At 42.0% G+C, this 21745-nt stretch carries 20 protein-coding genes; 13 read left to right on the top strand and 7 right to left on the bottom strand.

Translation table 11 applies throughout. The features are described from left to right. Nucleotides 1-2: 2 nt before the first annotated feature. The gene (glpO, locus tag AB1I63_07130; protein MEW4354643.1) at nucleotides 3-1832 is read left to right on the top strand and encodes a type 1 glycerol-3-phosphate oxidase; all 1830 of its coding nucleotides are present in this window, start codon (nucleotides 3-5) and stop codon (nucleotides 1830-1832) included. 13 nt (nucleotides 1833-1845) lie between these two features. Further along, on the top strand, nucleotides 1846-2550 hold the full coding sequence (locus AB1I63_07125; GenBank protein MEW4354642.1) for an MIP/aquaporin family protein: 705 nt from the start codon (nucleotides 1846-1848) through the stop codon (nucleotides 2548-2550). A 43-nt stretch (nucleotides 2551-2593) separates the two neighbouring features. Here the strand turns inward: AB1I63_07125 and AB1I63_07120 are convergent, their stop codons facing one another. The 4 genes from AB1I63_07120 to AB1I63_07105 form a co-directional block, all read right to left on the bottom strand. Then, nucleotides 2594-3862, bottom strand: coding sequence for a hydroxymethylglutaryl-CoA reductase, degradative (locus AB1I63_07120; protein MEW4354641.1), 1269 nt, complete (start codon nucleotides 3860-3862; stop codon nucleotides 2594-2596). Beyond that, entirely contained in the window at nucleotides 3859-5037 is a 1179-nt protein-coding gene (locus tag AB1I63_07115; protein ID MEW4354640.1) for a hydroxymethylglutaryl-CoA synthase, read from the bottom strand. The genes AB1I63_07120 and AB1I63_07115 overlap by 4 nt, the downstream gene beginning before the upstream one ends. A gap of 277 nt (nucleotides 5038-5314) precedes the next feature. Further along, nucleotides 5315-5755 carry a threonine/serine exporter family protein gene (locus AB1I63_07110; GenBank protein MEW4354639.1) on the bottom strand — a complete coding sequence of 147 codons (441 nt, stop codon included), beginning with the start codon at nucleotides 5753-5755 and terminating at the stop codon, nucleotides 5315-5317. Nucleotide 5756: 1 nt separating this feature from the next. Continuing rightward, entirely contained in the window at nucleotides 5757-6515 is a 759-nt protein-coding gene (locus AB1I63_07105) for a threonine/serine exporter family protein (protein MEW4354638.1), read from the bottom strand. Between the two features lie 133 nt (nucleotides 6516-6648). Between AB1I63_07105 and AB1I63_07100 the strand changes: the two genes are divergently transcribed. Next, nucleotides 6649-7707 (top strand): hypothetical protein, encoded by a 1059-nt coding sequence (locus AB1I63_07100; protein ID MEW4354637.1) that lies wholly within the window; start codon nucleotides 6649-6651, stop codon nucleotides 7705-7707. A 52-nt stretch (nucleotides 7708-7759) separates the two neighbouring features. Here the strand turns inward: AB1I63_07100 and pflB are convergent, their stop codons facing one another. Continuing rightward, on the bottom strand, nucleotides 7760-10096 hold the full coding sequence (gene pflB / locus AB1I63_07095) for a formate C-acetyltransferase (protein MEW4354636.1): 2337 nt from the start codon (nucleotides 10094-10096) through the stop codon (nucleotides 7760-7762). 243 nt (nucleotides 10097-10339) lie between these two features. On the opposite strand from pflB, the gene dinB reads away from it, so the two are divergent. Together dinB and AB1I63_07085 are read left to right on the top strand one after the other, a co-directional pair. After that, nucleotides 10340-11404 (top strand): DNA polymerase IV, encoded by a 1065-nt coding sequence (gene dinB / locus AB1I63_07090; GenBank protein MEW4354635.1) that lies wholly within the window; start codon nucleotides 10340-10342, stop codon nucleotides 11402-11404. 139 nt (nucleotides 11405-11543) lie between these two features. Further along, nucleotides 11544-12164: a CPBP family intramembrane glutamate endopeptidase gene (locus AB1I63_07085; GenBank protein MEW4354634.1), complete on the top strand. Its 621-nt coding sequence runs from the start codon at nucleotides 11544-11546 to the stop codon at nucleotides 12162-12164. Nucleotides 12165-12423: 259 nt separating this feature from the next. Here the strand turns inward: AB1I63_07085 and pepA are convergent, their stop codons facing one another. Together pepA and argR are read right to left on the bottom strand one after the other, a co-directional pair. Further along, nucleotides 12424-13488 (bottom strand): glutamyl aminopeptidase, encoded by a 1065-nt coding sequence (gene pepA / locus AB1I63_07080; GenBank protein MEW4354633.1) that lies wholly within the window; start codon nucleotides 13486-13488, stop codon nucleotides 12424-12426. Between the two features lie 36 nt (nucleotides 13489-13524). Further along, nucleotides 13525-13995 carry an arginine repressor gene (argR, locus tag AB1I63_07075; GenBank protein ID MEW4354632.1) on the bottom strand — a complete coding sequence of 157 codons (471 nt, stop codon included), beginning with the start codon at nucleotides 13993-13995 and terminating at the stop codon, nucleotides 13525-13527. A gap of 199 nt (nucleotides 13996-14194) precedes the next feature. On the opposite strand from argR, the gene AB1I63_07070 reads away from it, so the two are divergent. From AB1I63_07070 to ytpR, 8 genes are all read left to right on the top strand, one after another. Further along, nucleotides 14195-14890 carry a Crp/Fnr family transcriptional regulator gene (locus tag AB1I63_07070; GenBank protein MEW4354631.1) on the top strand — a complete coding sequence of 232 codons (696 nt, stop codon included), beginning with the start codon at nucleotides 14195-14197 and terminating at the stop codon, nucleotides 14888-14890. Between the two features lie 282 nt (nucleotides 14891-15172). Beyond that, complete coding sequence (arcA, locus tag AB1I63_07065) at nucleotides 15173-16405, top strand: arginine deiminase (GenBank protein MEW4354630.1); 1233 nt, start codon at nucleotides 15173-15175, stop codon at nucleotides 16403-16405. Between the two features lie 83 nt (nucleotides 16406-16488). After that, the gene (argF, locus tag AB1I63_07060) at nucleotides 16489-17502 is read left to right on the top strand and encodes an ornithine carbamoyltransferase (GenBank protein ID MEW4354629.1); all 1014 of its coding nucleotides are present in this window, start codon (nucleotides 16489-16491) and stop codon (nucleotides 17500-17502) included. Between the two features lie 113 nt (nucleotides 17503-17615). Continuing rightward, a complete protein-coding gene (arcC, locus tag AB1I63_07055; protein ID MEW4354628.1) occupies nucleotides 17616-18560 on the top strand; it encodes a carbamate kinase in 945 nt (314 codons plus the stop codon). Between the two features lie 283 nt (nucleotides 18561-18843). After that, a complete protein-coding gene (locus tag AB1I63_07050; protein ID MEW4354627.1) occupies nucleotides 18844-20370 on the top strand; it encodes a YfcC family protein in 1527 nt (508 codons plus the stop codon). An 89-nt stretch (nucleotides 20371-20459) separates the two neighbouring features. Further along, nucleotides 20460-20750 (top strand): DUF4651 domain-containing protein, encoded by a 291-nt coding sequence (locus AB1I63_07045; GenBank protein ID MEW4354626.1) that lies wholly within the window; start codon nucleotides 20460-20462, stop codon nucleotides 20748-20750. After that, nucleotides 20747-21067, top strand: a complete 321-nt coding sequence (locus AB1I63_07040) for a thioredoxin family protein (GenBank protein MEW4354625.1) — start codon at nucleotides 20747-20749, stop codon at nucleotides 21065-21067. Before AB1I63_07045 ends, AB1I63_07040 begins: the two co-directional genes overlap by 4 nt. A 3-nt stretch (nucleotides 21068-21070) precedes the next feature. After that, the gene (gene ytpR, locus AB1I63_07035; GenBank protein ID MEW4354624.1) at nucleotides 21071-21697 is read left to right on the top strand and encodes a YtpR family tRNA-binding protein; all 627 of its coding nucleotides are present in this window, start codon (nucleotides 21071-21073) and stop codon (nucleotides 21695-21697) included. Nucleotides 21698-21745: the final 48 nt, after the last annotated feature.

Here is a 21745-nt window from a genome sequence, read left to right as displayed (position 1 = left end):
CCATGGAATTTTCAAAACGTACACGCGAACTCGCGATTCAAAAAATGCAAGACCGTCAGTTGGACTTGCTGATTATCGGGGGTGGAATTACTGGTGCTGGAGTGGCTTTGCAGGCTGCTGCTAGTGGTCTTGATACTGCTTTGATTGAAATGCAGGATTTTGCTGAGGGAACCAGCAGCCGCTCAACCAAATTGGTCCACGGAGGACTTCGCTATCTCAAGCAATTTGATGTGGAAGTCGTCTCTGATACTGTGACGGAGCGTGCAGTGGTTCAACAAATCGCCCCTCATATTCCAAAGCCAGATCCAATGTTGCTTCCTGTTTATGAGGAAGAAGGTTCGACCTTTAGCCTGTTTCGTTTAAAAGTAGCAATGGATTTGTATGATTTACTGGCTGGGGTTAACAATACGGAGTTAGCCAACAAAGTCTTGAGCAAGGAAGAAGTGCTAGAACGTGAACCTGACTTGAAAACAGAAGGCTTGGTTGGTGGCGGTGTCTATCTGGACTTCCGTAACAATGACGCACGCTTGGTAATTGAAAATATCAAACGTGCCAATCGTGATGGTGCTTTGATTGCAAACCATGTAAAAGCTGAGGATTTCCTCTTTGAAGATGGAGAAGTGGTCGGTGTGATTGCGCGTGATTTATTGACTGATGAAACCTTTGAAATCCGTGCTCGTGTAGTTATCAATACGACTGGTCCTTGGAGTGATGAAGTTCGGAACTTCTCAAATACTGGCAAGAAAATCTCTCAAATGCGACCAACAAAAGGGGTTCACTTGGTGGTGGATCAAAGCCGCTTGAAGGTTTCTCAGCCTGTCTATTTTGACACAGGTAAGGCAGACGGTCGGATGATTTTTGTCCTCCCTCGTGAAAATAAGACTTACTTTGGTACGACAGACACAGACTACAAAGGTGACTTGGAAAATCCAATGGTGACCCAAGAAGATGTGGATTACCTTCTTGAGATTGTTAATAATCGCTTCCCACATGCAAACTTGACGATTGATGATATCGAAAGTAGCTGGGCAGGTCTTCGACCGCTCCTATCAGGCAATAGCGCTTCTGATTACAATGGTGGTAATAGCGGTAAGATCAGCGATGATAGTTTTGAAAATCTCATCGCAACGGTGCAGGATTATCTCAAAGAAGAAAAAACACGTGATGATGTGGAAAGCGCAGTTGCTCACCTGGAATCAAGTACATCTGAGAAGGTGCTTGACCCATCTGCTGTCTCTCGTGGAAGTAGCCTTGAGCGAGATGACAATGGTCTTTTGACACTTGCAGGTGGAAAAATCACAGATTTCCGTAAGATGGCTGAAGGTGCCATGCAAAAAGTCCTTGAGATTTTATCTAGCGAATACGGTCGGAGCTTTAAACTCATCAATTCTAAGACCTATCCAGTCTCTGGTGGGGAATTAAATCCAGCCAATGTAGCTTCTGAGCTAGAAGCTTATGCCCAACTTGGTGTCTTGAGTGGTTTGAGCTTAGATGAGGCGACTTATTTGGCAAATCTTTATGGCTCTAATGCACCAAAAGTCTTTGCTCTTGCGCGAACTGTGGAAAAAGCAGAAGGCTTGAGCCTTGCTGAGACTCTTTCTCTTCACTACGCTATGGGGTATGAATTAGCACTTAGCCCAGTTGATTTCCTTCTTCGTAGAACCAATCATGTCCTCTTTATGCGTGATAGCTTAGATGAATTGATCGAGCCAGTCTTAAATGAGATGGCAGCTTACTATGAGTGGGATGAAGCAGTACGTCAGGCAAAAGCAGAAGAATTGCAAACAGCACTTGCTAAAAATGATTTGGCATATTTGAAAGAAAAAGAATAGGAGAAAAAACTAGATGATGACAGAAGTTTTTGGAGAATTTTTAGGCACAGCCCTCTTGGTGCTCCTTGGAAATGGAGTCGTAGCAGGAGTTGTCCTCTCAAAAACAAAAAATAACAATGCGGGATGGATTGTGATTACCCTTGGTTGGGGGATTGCAGTTGCGATTGCAGCTTTTATCTCAGGAAACCTAGGTCCAGCCCATCTCAATCCAGCCGTGAGTATTGCGATGGCGGTCAATGGGACTCTTTCTTGGGGGTCTGTGGTGCCTTATATCCTAGCTCAATTTGCAGGAGCTATGCTAGGCTCACTCCTCGTCTATATCCAGTACAAGCCTCACTATGATGTAACAGAAGATACGGGTGCAGTGTTGGGAACATTTGCGACAGGTCCAGCGATTCGCAATAACCTTACAAACTTTATTAGTGAAATGATTGGAACCTTTGTTCTTGTCCTTGCTATTTTATCCTTTGGCTTGTATGATATGCCAGTTGGTTTGGGAACCTTGTGCGTTGGAACACTTGTCGTCGGAATCGGTCTGTCTCTTGGTGGGACAACTGGTTATGCCATCAACCCAGCGCGTGACCTTGCACCGCGTCTCCTTCATGCTATCCTACCTTTCAAATACAAAGGTGATTCGGATTGGGGCTATGCTTGGATTCCAGTCCTTGGTCCAATCGTAGGAGCGATTCTAGCAGTTCTTGTCTTTCACATGTTTTAATGAAAAAATCGTTTGAGAATTTTCTCAAACGATTTTTTTGCTGTTAAGATGTGCGTAATTCTTTTAAGATGGCTTTTGCAGTATCCAGATTAAAGCGTTTTTGGGCTAATAAGGATTTGACCAAGTGAGGAATCTCTTCCTCGTTAGCGCCTGCTAGAAGTGCTAGAGACTTGGCTTGCAGCTTCATGTGCCCTTCTTGGATGCCTGTGCTGACCAAGGCCTTGAGGGCAGCGAAATTCTGTGCTAGACCAATTGAGGCAATGACGGACGCCAATTCTTTGGCAGTTGGTTGTCCAAGTAAATCAAAGCTCACACGGCTTCCTGGATTTAACCCAATCGATCCTCCTTTTGTCGCAATCGGCAGAGGAAGTGTTATGCTGCCTTCTAAGATTTTCTTGTCAAGATTCACCGTCCATGTCGTCAATCCTTGATAGTGCCCTGTACGGCTAGCATAGGTATGCGCCCCTGCTTGGATAGCTCGCCAGTCATTGCCAGTAGCTAAGACTACGGCATCAATACCGTTGAAAATCCCTTTATTATGAGTGCTGGCACGGTAGGGATCGACTTTAGCGAGTTTACTTGCGAGGGCGATTTTTTCAGCAATATTAAGGGCTTCATCTGATTTTCGGCTAAGAGAGCGGAAATCAATCTGACAAGTCGCAGATACCAAGGCTTCCGTGGCATAGTTTGACAAGATTGCCATGAGGAGCTTACCTTGGCTTAATTGCTCTACATGAGGGCTGAGTGCCTCTAACATGGTATTGAGGACATTGGCTCCCATGGCTTCTTGCGTATCTACTACGAGGTAGACGAGGAGAAATTCATCTTTTGACTCTATGCGAATGTCTTTTGCGCCACCTCCTCGCTGTTTCATGGATGGATGGGCTTGATTAGCAAGGTCTAGTAGATTTTCTTTTTCAGCGAGAATGGCTGCTTTAGCCGTATCGTGATGAGGGACATCATAGAGTGCAATTTGCCCAATCATTTCTCGATTATGGATGTTGGTCTGAAAACCGCCTGAGCGTTTGATGATTTTACTGGCAAAGCTAGCAGCTGCAACGACAGATGGCTCTTCCGTCACAAAGGGAACGTGATAGCTTTTCCCATCTACTAAGACATCTGGCACGATGGAGTAGGGAAGTGCGAAAGTTGCAAGGACATTTTCACTCATCTGGTCTGCAATCGCAAGAGGAAGTGTTTCTGCTTGCTCAAGGCTATGTTGCTCTACTTCGCTTAGGAGTTGGTGTTCTCGTAAGTGGGCGAGACGTTCATCGATGGATTTTTTGGAAAAAAGAGACCATGAGCTGCTCATGCTTTGTCCTCCATAGAAACATAGACCCGCTCATGATTTTTGATTTCAGATAGAGCATAGGTTTGGTTTTCGTAGCCTGAAAAGACAGCAGAACCTTCTTCGTCTAGGACGGTTTCAGCGAAAAATAGTGCTTCGTATTCTGCTACGCTGACAGGTGTACGCTGGTCTAGTTCCTCCAAGCGGTCGCTGCGAAGTTGTTGTTCAAATCCTTCTACCAAGGTCATGCTAAAGAATTCTGCCACAGCTCCACTACCATAGCTAAAGAGAGCAATTTTATCTCCTGCTTTTAGCTGCGGTTGATTTTCTAATAAGGATAACAAACCTAGATAGAGAGAGCCTGTGTAGATGTTGCCTACTTTTTGGCTATACTGAATGGATTGTTCAAAATTATAGGTGAGTTGAGCACGGTGTTCTTCGGGTAATTCCTTGGTTAAAAGTTTTTGGAGTCCTTTTAAAGCCAATTTAGGGTAAGGCAGGTGAAAGCAAACAGCTGCAAAATCTTCTAATGAATGTTGATGACGTTTTTGGTACTCTGCCCAGATCATCTTTAGGCAGTCCAAGTATTGCTTAGTGGAGTACACACCATTGACAAATGGGGTTGTTGAATAATTCGGACGCCAAAAGTCCATGATGTCACGGGTCTGTGCCACATTATCCTCGTTAAAGGAGAGGATACGGGGGTTGCTTGTCACGAGCATAGCAAGAGCGCCAGCTCCCTGAGTTGGCTCGCCAGAAGTTTCTACCCCGTACTTGGCAATATCACTTGCGATGATGAGTACTTTATCCTGCGGATGATTTGCGACGTGGAGTCGTGCGTAGTCGAGAGCGGCTGTTGCCCCGTAGCAGGCTTCCTTGATCTCAAAGCTTCGAGCAAAGGGCTGGATTCCCAGTAAGCCATGGATAAAAACAGCTCCAGCCTTACTTTGGTCAATGCCAGATTCCGTCGCAAGGATGACCATGCTAATCGCTTCTTTGTCTTCATTGGTCAAAATCGACTGGCTAGCTGATGCCCCCAAGGTTACGATATCTTCTGTTAAAGGCGCAATACTCAATTCTTTTAGTAAAAGCCCCTTGCTGAGTTTATCAGGGTCAATATCTCGAGCAACGGCTAAATCCTGCAATTTAAGAACGTATTGACTGGTTGCAAAACCAATCTTATCAATTCCAATCTTCATACTTACCTCAATTCCTTTGATACCTACAAGTATTTCTTCTTCTATTTTATCATAATTCACCCAAAAGACAGGAAAAAGACTATGTAAAGAAACAAAAGACAGAAAATTTAGATTTTTGCAAAAATAACACATCATTCCTTTTATTTATTTTATGTAAAATATAGCAAAGATCTTAAGGCACGATTGATTTGGTACTAGATAAGGCTATCATACAAGGGATGGAGCTTTATCGAGGAATAAAATAATCCGAGCAAGGTGCTTGCTCGGCTTTTCAGTATTAGTGGTGTTTCAAGTGTTGATAGAGTTTTAAGACGATACTGCCAATCGCCATGCTGATTGAGATGACAAGAGCTAAAAGGACAATCAAGGTCGTATTTGCAATGGCGCGATCGTATTGACTAGTCACGAAAAAGGCGGTTGTCCGATAGGAGAGATAGCCCGGTACTAAAGGAGCTAAAGTAGCTAGGATAAAGACGACCGAAGGCGTTTTATAGTGAATGCTTAGAAATTGGCTGAGACAAGAGCCGATAATCGCCGCGATAAAGGTTGCGATAATCACATTGGTTGGACCCTTGAGTAGAAGATAAATCATCCAGACCAGCATGCCCAATAGACTACTGACAATCAGCATCTTCTTTTGAATGTTTAAAACGATGAGAAAGAGAATGGTAGCAAAGAAACTTGCTACCGCTTGGAGCAATAGAGTTGAAATTGTCATATTAGTTCACCAAAATGAGGGCAACGGATGTGCCAGCACCGAGTGCGAGTGTAATTAAGAGAGATTCAAAGAGCTTGCTCATCCCTGAGTTGATATGATTGGTCATGATATCACGGACGGCATTGGTTAGGGCGATTCCTGGAACAAAGGGCATGACGGCTCCGGCAATAATCAGGTCAGCACTGGAGTGAAATGCGGAGAATTGGACCCAACATTGTGCAAAAAGCCCAAAGACAAAGGCTCCAGCAAAAGCTGTCACAAAAGGAATTCGGATGAGCTTGTCCACGTAGAGTGAAAAGGTAAAGCCACAAAAGGTCGCAAGAGCTGCTCCCAAAGCATCGTAGAAGTGTCCGCCAAACATGACAGAGAAAAAGGGAGCACAAAGTGTCGCAGCAAAAATAGTCTGACATTTGGTATATGGAAAGCCACGTTCTTTCACAGCTTTGAGAGCTTTTAAGGCTTCTTCTAAGGATAGCTTGCCTGCTACGAGCTGCCGAGAGATTTGATTGACATCACAGACCTTTTCGATATTGTAGGAGGAGTGCGTAATCCGCTTCATTCTTGAAATATTGGTATTTTCGATCGAGAAGAAAATGGCAGCAGGCATGGCAAGGATATTGCAGTCAGAAATGCCTTTGGCATGGGCAATGCGGAGCATTGTATCCTCCACGCGGTGAATCTCAGAACCGCTTTGTAGTAAAATAGTGCCTGCTAGCATAGCAACATCAATGATTTGGTTGATTTCTCGTGATTCTTCCATAGCTCTGTGTCCTTTTGTCAAGATAAGCCTATTATATCAAAAATTTTAGCAATAGACGGTAGATTTTTATAAATAGGTGACAAAATTCTGCAAATATTTTATAATAACATTACAAATAAAAGGAGGAAGTCTGATGAAATCTTTGGTTCGTAGCTGTAAAATGCTGTCTCTAGCCCTGTTAAGCTTATCTTTAACAGCCTGTGCGCAGAAAGTACCAGATGAGTATGACTTTGGGATATCTCATAGCTCGGTTTTCACAACTTTCAAAGAAAAAGAAGGAGGTTTTGATACACAAGATTATCAGTTGGAGAAAGAAGTGTACTTCAATAACGATTATCTCCTGAAATACGGAAATAGTTATTTGACTCAAGAAGATGGAAAAATGAGTACCAGAGTGCAAATCAATCTGGACACTTTGAGCCTTGAGAGTAAGTCCTCTCTTCCTTATTGTAGGACTTGGGTCACGGATGGTAGATATATCTATGGTATTATAGAGGGCTCATCCGTAGAATTTCGTAAATACGATCAAAAGCTAGAGCAGGTCGAGCAAAAAACGATTGTAGATGATGAGTATGCAAATAGCATTTCTTCGATGACCTTTATCGGTGATCAGCTTTATGCCTTGGTCAATCGGCGTCTGCTAGCAGATGAGAGCCTGGGAACGCAAAGTCATCAGATTTGGAAAATATCGCGAGACTTAGAAATCGAAGAAAAGATTGATTTAGGAAATGAGATTGGTGGCTATATGAGTCTAGCAGCCTTGGGAGATACGCTCTATGTGGCAGAGACTGTTGTAGGAAAGGATGAGAGTGGAGAGTACATTGGTGGAAAACATATCTTTACCTATAACACCAAGACTCGGCATGAAGGAAAAATTGATTTAGAGCTTCCCTATCCGTATCGCTTGTTGGCGGATGAATCGGGTAAGAAACTCTTGATTCAGCATGATCAAACTTATTTGAACGCCCACACTTGGACAGTATTAGATGTAGCAAATGAGGAGCAAGAAGTTCTTGCCTTTCCAAAAGGAGAGTCCTCTTATCGGGCTTTCTCAGCTGTTCATAAAGGTCACTATTATTTTGGCTTAGATAAGAAATTAGTGATTTATGATCCCGTAAAACATTCTCATACAGACTATGATTTGACGACTTATGGGATTGAAGGTAGCTATTCGCTCTTTTTTAAAGAGTAAAGGATAGAAAATAAGAGACTAGGATGTTGTCCTAGTCTCTATTGTTATATGATTAGTTACCTGCAATTTCTGCAGCATGGTCATCCATTGAAAGTACTTCGTGGAAGACACGTTGTGTCAATTCAGTTTTTTGCTCTTTAGTGAGATATTTAGTGTTTACACAGTAACCAGAGATACGTACGATAACGTCTTCACCGTTCATGATCTTGTCATAAACATCTTGAAGGTCCATAACGTTCAAGTTAACGTGTTGTCCACCGTTTTCAAAGTAACCATCAAGGATTGTTACCAAGTTTGTTACTTGCTCATCAAATGTCTTACCGAGTGCTTTTGGTGATACTTGAGTTGTCAATGAAATTCCGTCATTTGCATGTTTGAAGTTCAATTTAGACAATGAGTTCAAGTTTTGCAACCAACCACCACGAGATTTAGAAGTTGGGTTTGCACCTGGTGGGAAGAATTCTACTTTAGAAGTGTTGACAGAACCATCTTCGTTGAGGAATACTCCACGGTGAACAGGTGAGTTAGCTGTTTGTTTAGAGTAAGCAACGTTAGAAGTGATGGTCAAGATAGAAACAGTTGCTTCTGCGTTCTTGTATAATTTATGTTTGTTCAAGCGTGAGAAGAATGCTTCCATGAGCCATTTCGCGATGTCGTCAACTCGGTCATCATCTTCACCGTAACGTGGGAAGTCACCAGTTACTTTGTAATCATAGATGAAGCCATCTTCGTCACGGATTGGTTTTACTTGTGCGTATTTAATCGCAGAAAGTGAGTCAACAGTGTTTGCGAATCCACAGATACCGAATCCCATGTTTGCACGAAGGAAGGTTGGCAAGAAGGCCATTTGAACAGCTTCGTAGTTGTACTTGTCTGTCATGTAGTGGATGATGTTCATCGCATCTACATAAGTGTCAGTCAACCAGTCAAGCGCTTTTTCAAAGTTTGCGATAACTTCGTCGTATTCAAAGATTTCAGAGTTGTTTGGCTCTACGCAGTCAAATACTTTGTAGTCTTTGTGTACATCGTCATAACCGTTGTTCCAGCTTGAAAGAAGGGCTTTAAGAACGTTTACGCGAGCTCCGAAGTATTGGATGTTATGGCGTTTGTCTTCGCTTTCTGGGTCAAGTGGTGACACACAGCAAGAGATACAGCTCATTTCACCATATCCGTCTTTGGCCATTGTTGTTACACCCTCGTATTGGATAGAAGAGTGTTTGTGGCTCATTGCCATACAGTAGCGACGGAATGAATATGGAAGTTGGTCAGACCAAAGAACGGTCAAGTTTGGCTCTGGAGAGTTACCGATGTTGTCAAGAGTGTTCAAGAAACGGTAGTCCATTTTTGTAACACGGTGACGACCGTCGTTACCCATACCTGCCATAGATGTTGTAAGGAAAGTTGGATCTCCTGAGTAGATTTCGTCAAATGCTTTTGTACGAGCAAATTTAACTGTACGAAGTTTCAATACGAAATCATCAACGAATTCTTGGATTTCTGATTCAGTAAATGTACCGCGAGCTAAGTCACGTTCTGCATAGATGTCAAGTACGATTGGCACACGTCCAAGTGAAGTTGCAGCACCGTTGATGACACGACATACTGCCATGAAGGCAATGTTTGTCCATTGGATTGCTTCTTTGACGTTGTAAGCTGGACGGCGCACATCAACACCATAATGGTCACCCAATTTCACAACTTGTGCAAGGGCTTGGTGTTGAAGGTTGATTTCTTCACGAAGGCGGATAGATTCTTCGTCAATTTCTGTGATAGAGTTCCAGTCTTTGACTTTTTCTGCCATCAAGTAGTCTGCTCCATAAAGGGCAAGACGTGCGTACATACCAATGATACGTCCACGAGAGTAAGCATCTGGAAGACCAGAAACGTGGTGAGAGTGGCGGGCACGACGAATATCAGCTGTATAAGCACGGAAGATACCGTCATTTACAGTTGTAGCGTGTTTTGTATAGATTTCATGAAGAAGTGGATCTGGCTCATATCCATTTTCGATAAGAGTTGTTTCAGCCATACGGATACCACCGCGAGGCATGAAGTTCAATTTGAAGAGTTCATCATTTTGAATCCCAAAAATCAACTCATTTTCTTTGTCGATGAAACCTGCTGGGATATCTGCGATAGAAGTCGCACGATCAATATCCATAGGGAAGCGTGTATCTTCATATCCTGCTTTTGTTTCTTCGATGATTTTTTTGATGTGAAGAGAGCGTTCAGTTGGCCCTGCTAGGAAGCTTTCGTCTCCATCATAAGGTTTGTAGTTGGCTTGTACAAAGCGAGATACACTTGCTTTTTCACGCCAATCTTCTCCTTTGAAGCCTTCCCAAGCCTTGTCAAATACGTCTTGAGCTTCAACAACTGTTTTAACGACCATGATTTTTCCTCTTTTTTCTAGTAACACTTCATCTGTTACATTTATAAAACAAGTATATCATACAGTAATCGCTTACACAACAAAAATGTTGAGAATAGCGCGATTTTCTTTTATAATACAGATGAGAAAACAGAGTATAACTGTACTATATTTTTGAAATTCATACTTGTTTTCAATTATTTTAGAAAATCAGAGAAAAAAGGTATAATAGAAATAGGAAAAAATGGGTAAGGAGGTGAGGATATGCTGATTTTTCCTTTGATCAATGATACATCTAGAAAGATTATTCATATTGATATGGATGCTTTTTTTGCAGCGATTGAGGAGAGGGATAATCCAAAGCTCCGTGGCAAGCCAGTGATTATCGGGCATGATCCTCGCTTGTCAGGTGGTCGTGGGGTGGTTTCGACCTGTAATTATGAGGCTAGAAAGTTCGGTGTACATTCGGCAATGAGTAGTAAAGAAGCCTATGAACGCTGCCCTCAGGCTATTTTTATCCATGGAAATTATGCTAAGTATGTCGAGGTTGGTCAGCAGATTCGAGAGATCTTTAAGCGCTACACGGATCTAATCGAGCCGATGAGTATTGATGAAGCTTATCTGGACGTTACGGAAAATAAAAAAGGGATTAAATCGGCTGTTAAAATTGCCAAACTGATTCAGCACGATATTTGGAATGAACTGCATTTGACGGCGTCTGCTGGTGTGTCCTATAATAAATTTTTGGCTAAAATGGCTAGTGACTATGAAAAGCCACATGGTTTGACGGTAATTGTGCCTGAGGAGGCAGAGAGCTTTTTGGCGAAGATGGACATTGCTAAATTTCACGGTGTGGGAAAGAAAACGGTAGAAAAGCTCCATGCCATGGAGGTCTATACAGGAGCGGATTTGCTGAAAATTCCTGAGATGACCTTGATTGATAGCTTTGGACGGTTTGGTTATGACTTGTACCGCAAGGCGAGAGGCATTTCTAATTCTCCTGTGAAAAATAACCGCATTCGCAAGTCGATTGGCAAAGAGCGGACTTATGGGAAATTACTGTATTTAGAAGAGGATGTGAAAAAGGAATTAACCAGTCTGTCGCAGCAAGTTGTCAAAAGTTTGAGTAAGCATGACAAAAAAGGGCGCACGATTGTCTTGAAAATCCGCTATGCTGATTTTTCGACCATGACTAAGCGACGGAGTTTAGACATTTCAACCCAAAGCCTAGAAGACATTGAGCGGATTGCCTTTGAGATTTACGATAGTTTGGAGGAAAGTAGCAAAGGCATTCGTCTACTTGGTGTGACTGTGACGAATTTTAGCTAGAGTGTGTATTTGCATCCATTGCCTTTAAAAAAGTAGGTCTGTTTAAGGATAAAATGATACCGTTTGGAGGATTTTCCTCCTTTCTTTTATTTTCTCGCTATACTAGGGATATAGTATTAGGAGGTAGGAGACGATGATCATGATAAAGGCAAGAAGAGTACTGCAAGTTGGGCTATTAGGCGCGTGTTTACAGCTGATATGCTTGCTCTTTATGAAACCACAGCAGACACAGGTAGGATTCCAATTCTCAAGTTTCTTATTTGTGGTCTTATTGATGGGCTTCTCCATTTGTTACTTCTGTTATTTTTCCCGAGAATTGACCCCTCTTAAGTTGGAATTGAAGGCGTCGTATAGCTTGTTGTTTCAACTCTCTTATTTCATGCTTGTGATGGTCAATGTCATCGGAGCTTATTTGCTGATTGGCCAGCAAGCACTTGGACTTTCAGAGCAGCAAGTGCAATGGATGAGTTTATTTCGGCAGACTTCGTTATTTTTAGTAGGGTTTGATTTGGTGACCTTAATCCCTTTGATGAGTCGCTGGTCCGTCAGTAATCATCATCAAAAACGTGTGTTATTGGCTGTATTTCTCGTATTTTTGGTTCGCAATCCGGCAGGGCTTCTCTGTTTTCTCTTTTATACAGGCTTGGGCTATGGATTTTCAAGACTCGCTCAAAAGACGGGAATTGGACGTGAACTCTCATTCTTGAGTCATATCGTGAGAGACAGTATTTTACTAGGCTTACTACTCATGATTTGGTAAATTGCCTCTTTTAGAAAATGTTTTGAATGTAGTCGGTTTGCAGACACGAAGTAAAGTATTGACAAGACTGCTTGCTATCAAAGAAAAGTTGGAGCAGGTATGAGATAAAAATAGGGGTGGGATCGAAGTTGTGATGTTGCTGAAATCGCCACTTCTCATAAAATCTTGATGGATTAGCGTTTGGGGTAAATTTTATAACTTAAAGACTAAAAGAAACGAGTCTGGAATAAAAAGTTCCAGACTCGTTTTTCTGTCGTCGTTAATAGCGTTTAATGGCATCGACCGTTGAGCGGTCAAGTTTTTGCACCAATGCTTGGAGGAAGGCTTGTGCTTGCAAGAAATCATCCATTGCATAGAGGGTTTGGTGGGAGTGGATGTAGCGAGCGCAGACTCCAATCGTAGTCGATGGGACACCACCACTTTGTAGATGGGCACTTCCAGCGTCCGTTCCACCTTTGCCGCAATAATACTGGTACTTGATACCAGCTTCTTCAGCAGTGCTCAGAAGGAAATCCTTCATAGCAGGGAGCATGAGATGGCCTGGATCAAAGAAACGAATCAAGGTTCCTTCCCCAATCGCTCCTTGATCTCCATAGACATCTCCAGCAGGTGAACAATCCACGGCAAGAAAAATTTCAGGAGCAAACTTGGTTGTGGATGTGTAAGCGCCACGTAGTCCGACTTCTTCTTGAACATTAGCACCGAGATAGAGTTCGTTGTTGAGGGATTTTTCAGAGAGATGACTGGCTAGTTCGCTGATCATGAGTACACCGTAGCGATTATCCCAAGCTTTAGAAATCACATTTTTACCATTAGCTGTTAAAATAGCTGAGCTGTCTGGCACGATGACATCTCCTGGTCGGATACCAAAGCTTTCAGCTTCTGTTTTGTCTGCAAAACCACCGTCAAAGACAATGGCAGAGATAGATGGCAAGGTAGGACCCCCTGCACCACGTGTCAAATGTGGTGGTACAGAGCCAGAAATGACAGGGATTTCACGCCCTTCTCGGGTGAATAATGTAAAACGCTGGCTGCTGACGACTAGCGGATTCCAGCCACCGATCTCAACCACACGGAAGGTCCCATCAGCCTGAATCTGGCTGACCATAAAACCAACCTCATCCATGTGGGCAGCGACCATGACGCGTGGAGCGTCAGCTGCTTGGCTTTTTTTGACACCAAAAATACTGCCAAGACCGTCTGTCACGATCTCATCGACGTGCGGAGTGAGCTTTTGGCGCAGAAAGTCTCTCACAGGACCTTCATGGCCAGAGATAGCAGAGAGTTCGGTTACTTCTTTGATTTTATCAAATAATTGTGTCATAGTTTTACCTTCTTTCTTCTATTATTTTAACATATTTTATTTCTCACTGAAGAAAAAAGGTGGGGTATATTGACTTAATTCGTTAAAACACCGCTCGGCGGCTTCATTGTCTTCACAGATAATCAAGCATGTGTCATCTCCGCAGATGGTTGCCACAATATCAGGAATTTGAATGGAGTCCAAAATGGATCCAAAGGACTGGGCAAGTCCAGGCAGGGTTTTGAGGATAATTTGGTTTTGAACCGTTCGGAGCATGACTAAGGCGTCTTCCATATAAAAACGCAGGCGGTGCTCCCAGCGGCTTTGGCTAATGCTATAAATCTCATAATGATGATCATCGTGGTTGACCTTGACCAGATTTAACTCTTTCATGTCTCGTGAGAGCGTGGCTTGGGTGACAGAAATGCCATTTTTAAGGAGTGCCTGCTGCAATTCATGCTGGGTGTGGATTTTCATTTCTGAAATCAAGGAGCGAATGAGTTGATGACGCGTTTCTTTTTTGTTCATATCTGACCTCTTTTTTCAATACTATCAATATTATTGTATCAAAAAATAAGGAATATTCAAATAAAAGATAATATTATTCAATGAAAGGGGATTCAAGGTGAAAAATATTCCGATTGTATAGGAAAATTAAAGGAATTCTATAAAGATATGTTATAATGAAAAAGAGTACAATAAATAAGTATAGACAGTGAGTGAGCAGATGATTACACGAGAGCAGTACCAGTTTTTACGAAATTTAGAAGAATTTCAATATTTTTCGATTGAACAATTTGATCAGCTGATGGCACGCATCCATTATCGCAAGGTTCCTAAGGGGCAAATTCTCTTTTTTGAAGATGACCGCAGAGATAAGCTCTTTTTGATTTATTCAGGATATGTCAAGGTCGAGCAACACGATTCGTCAGGAACGTTTTTGTATATAGATTATGTGAAAAAAGACCGTGTGATTCCTTATGGAGGCTTGTTTCAAGATGAGCGATACCATTTTTCAGGCTATGCGATTACAGATGTCGAGTATTTTACCCTGCCCACAGAACTGTATGAGAAGTTTTGTTTGACCAATATCCACCAGATGAGGATGTTGTATCGTCGCTTGTCGCGTCTCCTTCATGTGCATGAAATTCGCCTGCGAAATATGGTGACCTCAAGTGCTATGGAGCGTGTGACTCAGGCGCTTGCTATTTTGCTCTATGATATTTGTGATCGTACGAGCGAGGGGAAGATTCCTCTCCCCTTTGCGATTACAACCATTGATCTTGCCAATATGAGTGGGACGACGCGCGAAACGGTAAGCCATGTCTTGCGGCAGCTAAAGAAAGAAGGAGTGATTGAGATGGAAAAGCATCACTTGACTTTCTGTGACAAGGATTATTTTTTACAGTATATTAAATGGTAACACAAGAAGAATAGAAATGAAGTTTCAAAACTTGATTTCTATTTTTTTGATTTTTTTCAAAAAAAATTCAAATCATACTTATGCTTTATGAACAACAAAATGTAAGAATATCAAAAGAAAGCGAATACATTTGGATAGTTTTACAAAAAATGGTATAAAAGTGTGAGATTCTTCACAGTTTTAGTGCCAAATATCACAAAAAAAGAGCATAGAAAGCGGGTACAATAAGAGTGTAAAAAATAACAAGGCGTATTAATCGCAAAACAGAAAGGAACTATGATCATGAGTCACACAAGTCCAATTCATGTTTATTCTGAAATTGGCAGACTAAAAAAAGTTTGCTTACACCGACCAGGTAAAGAGTTAGAAAACTTGATGCCTGACTATCTCGAACGTCTCTTGTTCGATGATATTCCTTACCTTGAAGCTGCTCAAAAAGAACACGATGCTTTTGCAGAAGCGCTTCGTAATGAAGGGGTAGAAGTTCTTTACTTGGAACAGCTTGCAGCTGAATCACTTACAAGTGAAGAAATCCGCAATCAATTTATCGAAGAATACCTTGAAGAAGCTAATATCCGTGGTCGTCAAACCAAGATTGCCATTCGTGAATTGCTTCAAGGAATCACAGACAACAAAGAATTGATTGAAAAAACAATGGCAGGGGTTCAAAAAGCTGAATTGCCAGAAATCCCAGAAGAAGCAAAAGGTCTAACAGACTTGGTTGAGTCTGACTATCCATTTGCAATCGACCCAATGCCAAACCTTTACTTCACACGCGATCCATTTGCAACTATCGGAAGTGGGGTTTCTCTCAACCACATGTATGCAGATACGCGTAACCGTGAAACTATTTATGGTAAATACATCTTTGCTCATCACCCAATCTATGGAGGAAAAGCACCGCTTGTTTACAATCGTGATGAAACAACCCGTATCGAAGGTGGAGATGAGTTAGTTCTTTCTAAAGATGTGCTTGCTGTTGGTATCTCTCAACGGACAGATGCCGCATCTATCGAAAAACTTTTGGTAAATATCTTCAAACAAAACCTTGGTTTCAAGAAAGTACTTGCCTTTGAATTTGCCAACAACCGTAAATTCATGCACTTGGATACAGTATTTACCATGGTTGACTACGATAAATTCACTATTCACCCAGAAATTGAAGGCGACCTTCGTGTCTATTCTGTAACGTATGAAAATGAAGAGTTGAACATCACGGAAGAAAAGGGTGATCTTGCAGAACTTCTCGCAGAAAACCTTGGTCGTGAAAAAGTGGAATTGATTCGCTGTGGCGGTGGAAACCATGTAGCAGCAGCGCGTGAGCAATGGAATGATGGTTCAAATACCCTCACAATCGCTCCAGGTGTTGTCGTAGTTTACAAACGCAATACCATTACCAATGCGATTCTTGAATCAAAAGGACTTCGTTTGATTAAGATCGAAGGAAGCGAATTGGTTCGCGGTCGTGGTGGACCACGTTGTATGTCTATGCCGTTTGAACGTGAAGACATCTAAAATCTCAGATAAACATCAGATGAGTGTTTTGTCAAACCTTATCAATCAATAAAATATAGGAAAAGAAAGAAGAGGAAATAACAATGACATCAGTATTTAAAGGAAGAAGTTTTTTAGCAGAAAAAGATTTTACTCGTGCAGAATTGGAGTATTTAATTGATTTCTCAGCACATTTGAAAGATTTGAAGAAACGCAATGTCTCTCACCGCTATCTTGAAGGCAAAAACATTGCCCTTCTATTTGAAAAAACTTCTACTCGTACACGTGCAGCATTTACAACTGCAGCCATTGACCTTGGTGCACATCCAGAATACCTAGGCGCAAATGATATCCAACTTGGTAAAAAGGAATCAACAGAAGATACCGCTAAAGTATTGGGACGTATGTTTGACGGGATTGAATTCCGTGGATTTAGCCAAGCAATGGTGGAAGAACTAGCAGAATTCTCTGGTGTTCCTGTATGGAATGGTTTGACAGACGCATGGCACCCAACTCAAATGCTTGCAGACTACCTCACTGTCAAAGAAAACTTTGGTAAATTAGAAGGTTTGACTTTGGTTTACTGTGGAGATGGTCGTAACAATGTGGCAAACAGCCTTCTTGTGACAGGTGCTATCCTTGGTGTGAATGTTCATATCTTCTCACCAAAAGAACTCTTCCCAGAAGAAGAAGTGGTAGCCTTTGCTGAAAAATTTGCCAAAGAAAGTGGTGCTCGTATTCTCATCACAGATAATGCTGATGAAGCGGTGAAAGGAGCAGATGTTCTTTACACAGACGTTTGGGTATCAATGGGTGAAGAAGACAAATTTGCAGAACGTGTTGCCCTCTTGAAACCATACCAAGTGAATATGGAACTTGTGAAAAAAGCAGAAAATGAAGACCTTATCTTCTTGCACTGCTTGCCAGCTTTCCACGATACACATACTGTCTATGGTAAAGATGTCGCTGAAAAATTTGGCGTAGAAGAAATGGAAGTAACAGACGAAGTCTTCCGCAGCAAATACGCTCGTCACTTTGACCAAGCGGAAAACCGCATGCACACTATCAAAGCTGTGATGGCAGCAACACTTGGTGACTTATTCATTCCAAAAGTGTAATTTAGTACTACAACTGCAAAAACATAACCTACCAAAAATAACCAATAATACCAACAGGAGGACTGAGACTAAGTGATTTAGTCCAGTCCTTCTTTATAGAAAAAGGAGACTATATGGCAAATCGTAAAATCGTTGTGGCATTGGGAGGCAATGCAATCCTTTCCTCAGATCCATCTGCAAAAGCACAACAAAAAGCATTAGAAGAAACAGCGGCTCATCTTGTTAAATTGATCAAAAATGGAGATGATTTGATCGTAACGCATGGAAATGGTCCGCAAGTTGGTAATCTCTTGCTTCAACATTTAGCAGCGGATTCTGAGAAAAACCCTGCTTTTCCTCTTGATTCATTGGTGGCAATGACAGAAGGAAGTATTGGATTCTGGCTTCAAAATGCACTTCAAAACGCTCTTTTGAAAGAAGGCATTGAAAAAGAAGTGGCGTCTGTTGTGACGCAAGTTGTGGTAGATAAAAAAGACCCAGCTTTTGAAAATCTAACCAAACCAATCGGTCCATTTTATTCAGAAGAAGAAGCAAAAGCAGAAGCAGAACGAACTGGTGCGACCTTCAAAGAAGATTCTGGACGTGGTTGGAGAAAAGTGGTGGCTTCACCGCAACCTGTGGATATTAAAGAAATTGAAACCATTCGGACACTTTTAAATGCAGGACAAGTTGTGATCGCTGCTGGCGGTGGTGGTATTCCAGTGGTCCGTGAAGAAGACGGCAGTCTTACAGGTGTGGAAGCGGTGATTGACAAAGACTTTGCTTCACAACGCTTGGCAGAGCTAGTTGATGCAGACCTCTTTATCGTTTTGACAGGTGTGGACTATGTCTATGTGAACTTTAACAAACCAAATCAAGAAAAATTGGAACGTGTGAGTGTTGCACAACTAGAAGAATACATCAAAGAAGAGCAATTTGCACCAGGTAGCATGTTGCCAAAAGTAGAAGCAGGTATCGCTTTTGTAAATAATCGCCCAGAAGCAAATGCCGTAATCACTTCTCTTGAAAATCTAGGGGCTTTGATCGAGTCTGAAAGTGGCACGATTATTGAAAAATAACAATATTCTCGTATGAGAACAATTATTTCTTTTGTAACTGCAGAAACTTCCACTCTTAACATTCTACTTTCCTCTTCTAAACTAATCCTATTTACGTTTAAGAGGTGGAAGTCATAGTGGATTGAAAAAGGAGTAGGATAAGGCAATAAGCTGCCTAGATAGTGTTCATCAAAGCGGCTTACAATGTCCTAACCTTTATTCAATTCACTATATTCTGTGGGAAAACTGGAGAAAATCCCTTATTTACAACAGTGTTGTAGAGGAACGAAAAGGAGGAAAAGGGATGAGTGAAAAAGTAAAAAAAGGCTTTAAGATGCCATCATCTTATACAGTCTTGATGCTGATCATTGCGCTAATGGCTATGCTGACCTGGGTGGTGCCAGCAGGGCGTTATGTCGATAATGGTAGTGGTAAGAGCGAGTATGCACAGGTAGAAAAAAGTCCTCAAGGAGCTTATGATGTCTTAATGGCGCCTGTTAATGCCATGCTCGGAAAAGATACGGTGATTAACGAAGGGGAAAAAGACGAATATACCATTCATACGGACGGTGCGATTCAGGTTTCCTTCTTCATTATTATGGTTGGAGCCTTTCTTGGGGTTGTGACCGAAACAGGTGCCTTGGATGTGGGGATTGCCTCCATCGTGAAGCGATTTAAGGGTCGTGAAAAGATGCTCATTCCAGTGTTAATGCCACTGTTTGCTCTTGGTGGTTCTACTTATGGTATGGGTGAGGAAACCATGGCTTTCTATCCACTCTTGGTTCCAGTTATGATGGCGGTTGGCTTTGATAGTATTACAGCCGTGTCCATCATTTTGATTGGTTCGCAGATTGGATGCTTGGCTTCTACGGTCAATCCATTTGCGACAGGTGTCGCGTCTGACTCTGCTGGAATCAGCGTGGCGGATGGTATGTTATTGCGCTTTATCATGCTAATTGTATTGCTTGTTGTGGCTATCTATTTTGTTTATAGTTATGCGAGCAAGATTGAAAAAGACCCAACAAAATCTCTTGTGTACAAACAACGAGAAGAAGACTTGAAAGCCTTTAAAGTAACAGAAACCAATGCTGAGTTGAGTCCTGCACAAAAACGGGTTCTTTGGGTCTTTGTTGCAACCTTTGTCATCATGATTATCAGTTTGATTCCATGGGGTGACTTTGGTATTCCTCTCTTTGAAAATATCAACAATATGATTACTGGCTTGCCAGTGATTGGTCAAATCTTTGGACACTCTGCTGCACTTGGTACTTGGTATTTCCCAGAAGTAACCATGCTTTTCATATTTATGGCTGTATTGGTGGGATTGGTCTATGGTATGGCAGAAGATCGTTTTATCTCAGCCTTTATGGCTGGTGCGGCGGACTTGCTAGGTGTTGCTCTTATCTGTGCGGTAGCGCGTGGAATCCAAGTCATCATGAACGATGGTCAAATCTCAGGAACCATTCTTCACTGGGGTGAAGGCATCTTGAGTGGCTTCTCTTCTCAAGTCTTCATCGTCTTGACTTATATCTTCTACCTCCCAATGTCCTTCTTGATTCCATCATCATCTGGACTTGCAGGAGCAACCATGGGGATTATCGCCCCTCTTGGAGAATTTGCCAATGTCAAAGCGTCTCTTATCGTCACAGCCTTCCAATCTGCAAATGGGGTCTTGAACCTTCTTGCTCCAACATCAGGTATCGTGATGGGCGCTCTTGCTCTTGGACGGATTGAGCTTGGTACATGGTTGAAATATGTAGGAAAATTCGTTGCTATCGTCATTGCCATCAGCATTGCCTTCCTTGTACTTGGAACCTTCCTTCCATTTTAGGAATAGCTAGAAAAACTGGGTTTTCCCAGTTTTTTTTCGCTCGTTTATCTTTCATTGTCCTAGGTGATTTTTTATGGTAAAATATGGGTATGAACGCTAAGAAAATCATGTTATCAAGTCTTGCAGTGATCGGTGCAGGTACTGCTTTATATGGAACGCATAGGCTCGTTGAGGATAAAAAACGGGTGAAAAAGCAGGAGGAGTTAGTAGCAGAAGTCCGCTATATGCTTTCAGAAATGGGCACGATTGAGACCTTTTATGTAGAGCTTTACAAATCAAGCGAAGACTGCTTGGTCGGCGGTGCGATCTTTTCAGACGGACGTAGCGTAACGTTTTGCTATGAAAAAGGAGAACTGACCTATGAGGAGGAAGCTAAATGATTACTCCTTACAATCTCGAAGAGTTGGCTGGCTTAATAGAAAAGCCTCGCAAGTGTGTCTTTTTCTTCTCCGCAGATTGGTGCGGCGATTGCCAGTATATCAAGCCTTTCTTGCCAGAAATTGAGGCTGAAAATCCGGAGTTTGATTTTGTATGGGTCGATCGAGATGCTTATTTAGACTTGGCAAAGTTGTGGAATATCTATGGTATTCCAAGTCTTGTAGTCCTTGAAAATGGTAAAGAATTGGGTCGTTTGGTCAATCGAAACCGAAAAAGCAAGCAAGAAATCAATGAATTTTTAGCGAAAGTGAAAGGATAAAAAATGATTTTTACATATAACAAAGAAGGCGTCGGAGATGTCTTGATGGTCATTGTCACAGATAGTGGGGATGCTAAATTAGAAGTTGAGCGCAAAGGAAAAGTTGCGCGTGTATCTCGAGTGGACAATCAAGAGACAGTCGCTTGGAATATTTTTGAAGTATCTAGCTTGATTGAGATTGAAGGACGCGGTCAAGTTTTCTTATCAGACGAAGATGTGGCTATGCTGAATCAAGAGTTGCAAAAAGAAGGCTTTAAAGAGCAGTTGGTCAATGATTGTGAACCAAAATTTGTCGTTGGTGAAATTGTCGAGATGGTAGCTCATCCAGATAGTGATCATTTGAATATTTGTCAAGTCAAAGTGGCAGAAGATACGATTGTTCAAATCGTAGCAGGGGCACCGAATGCTGCTCTTGGTTTGAAAACGATTGTAGCGCTACCAGGTGCCATGATGCCAAAAGGTAACTTGATTTTCCCAGGAGAATTGCGTGGTGAAAAGAGTTTTGGTATGATGTGCAGTCTGCGTGAATTGCAGCTGCCAAATGCCCCGCAAAAACGTGGCATCATTGAGTTGGATCCAGCTGAAGTCGTAGGGACAGCATTTGACCCAGCCAAGCATTGGCAAGGATAATGAAAGAAAGGGCGGAAAAATCCGCTCTTTTTTGCTACTCCTGCGAAT

It is taken from the genome of Streptococcus pneumoniae (assembly GCA_040719455.1).
GTDB lineage: Bacteria > Bacillota > Bacilli > Lactobacillales > Streptococcaceae > Streptococcus > Streptococcus pneumoniae_G.
This window is presented reverse-complemented; position numbering and strand designations above follow the sequence as displayed.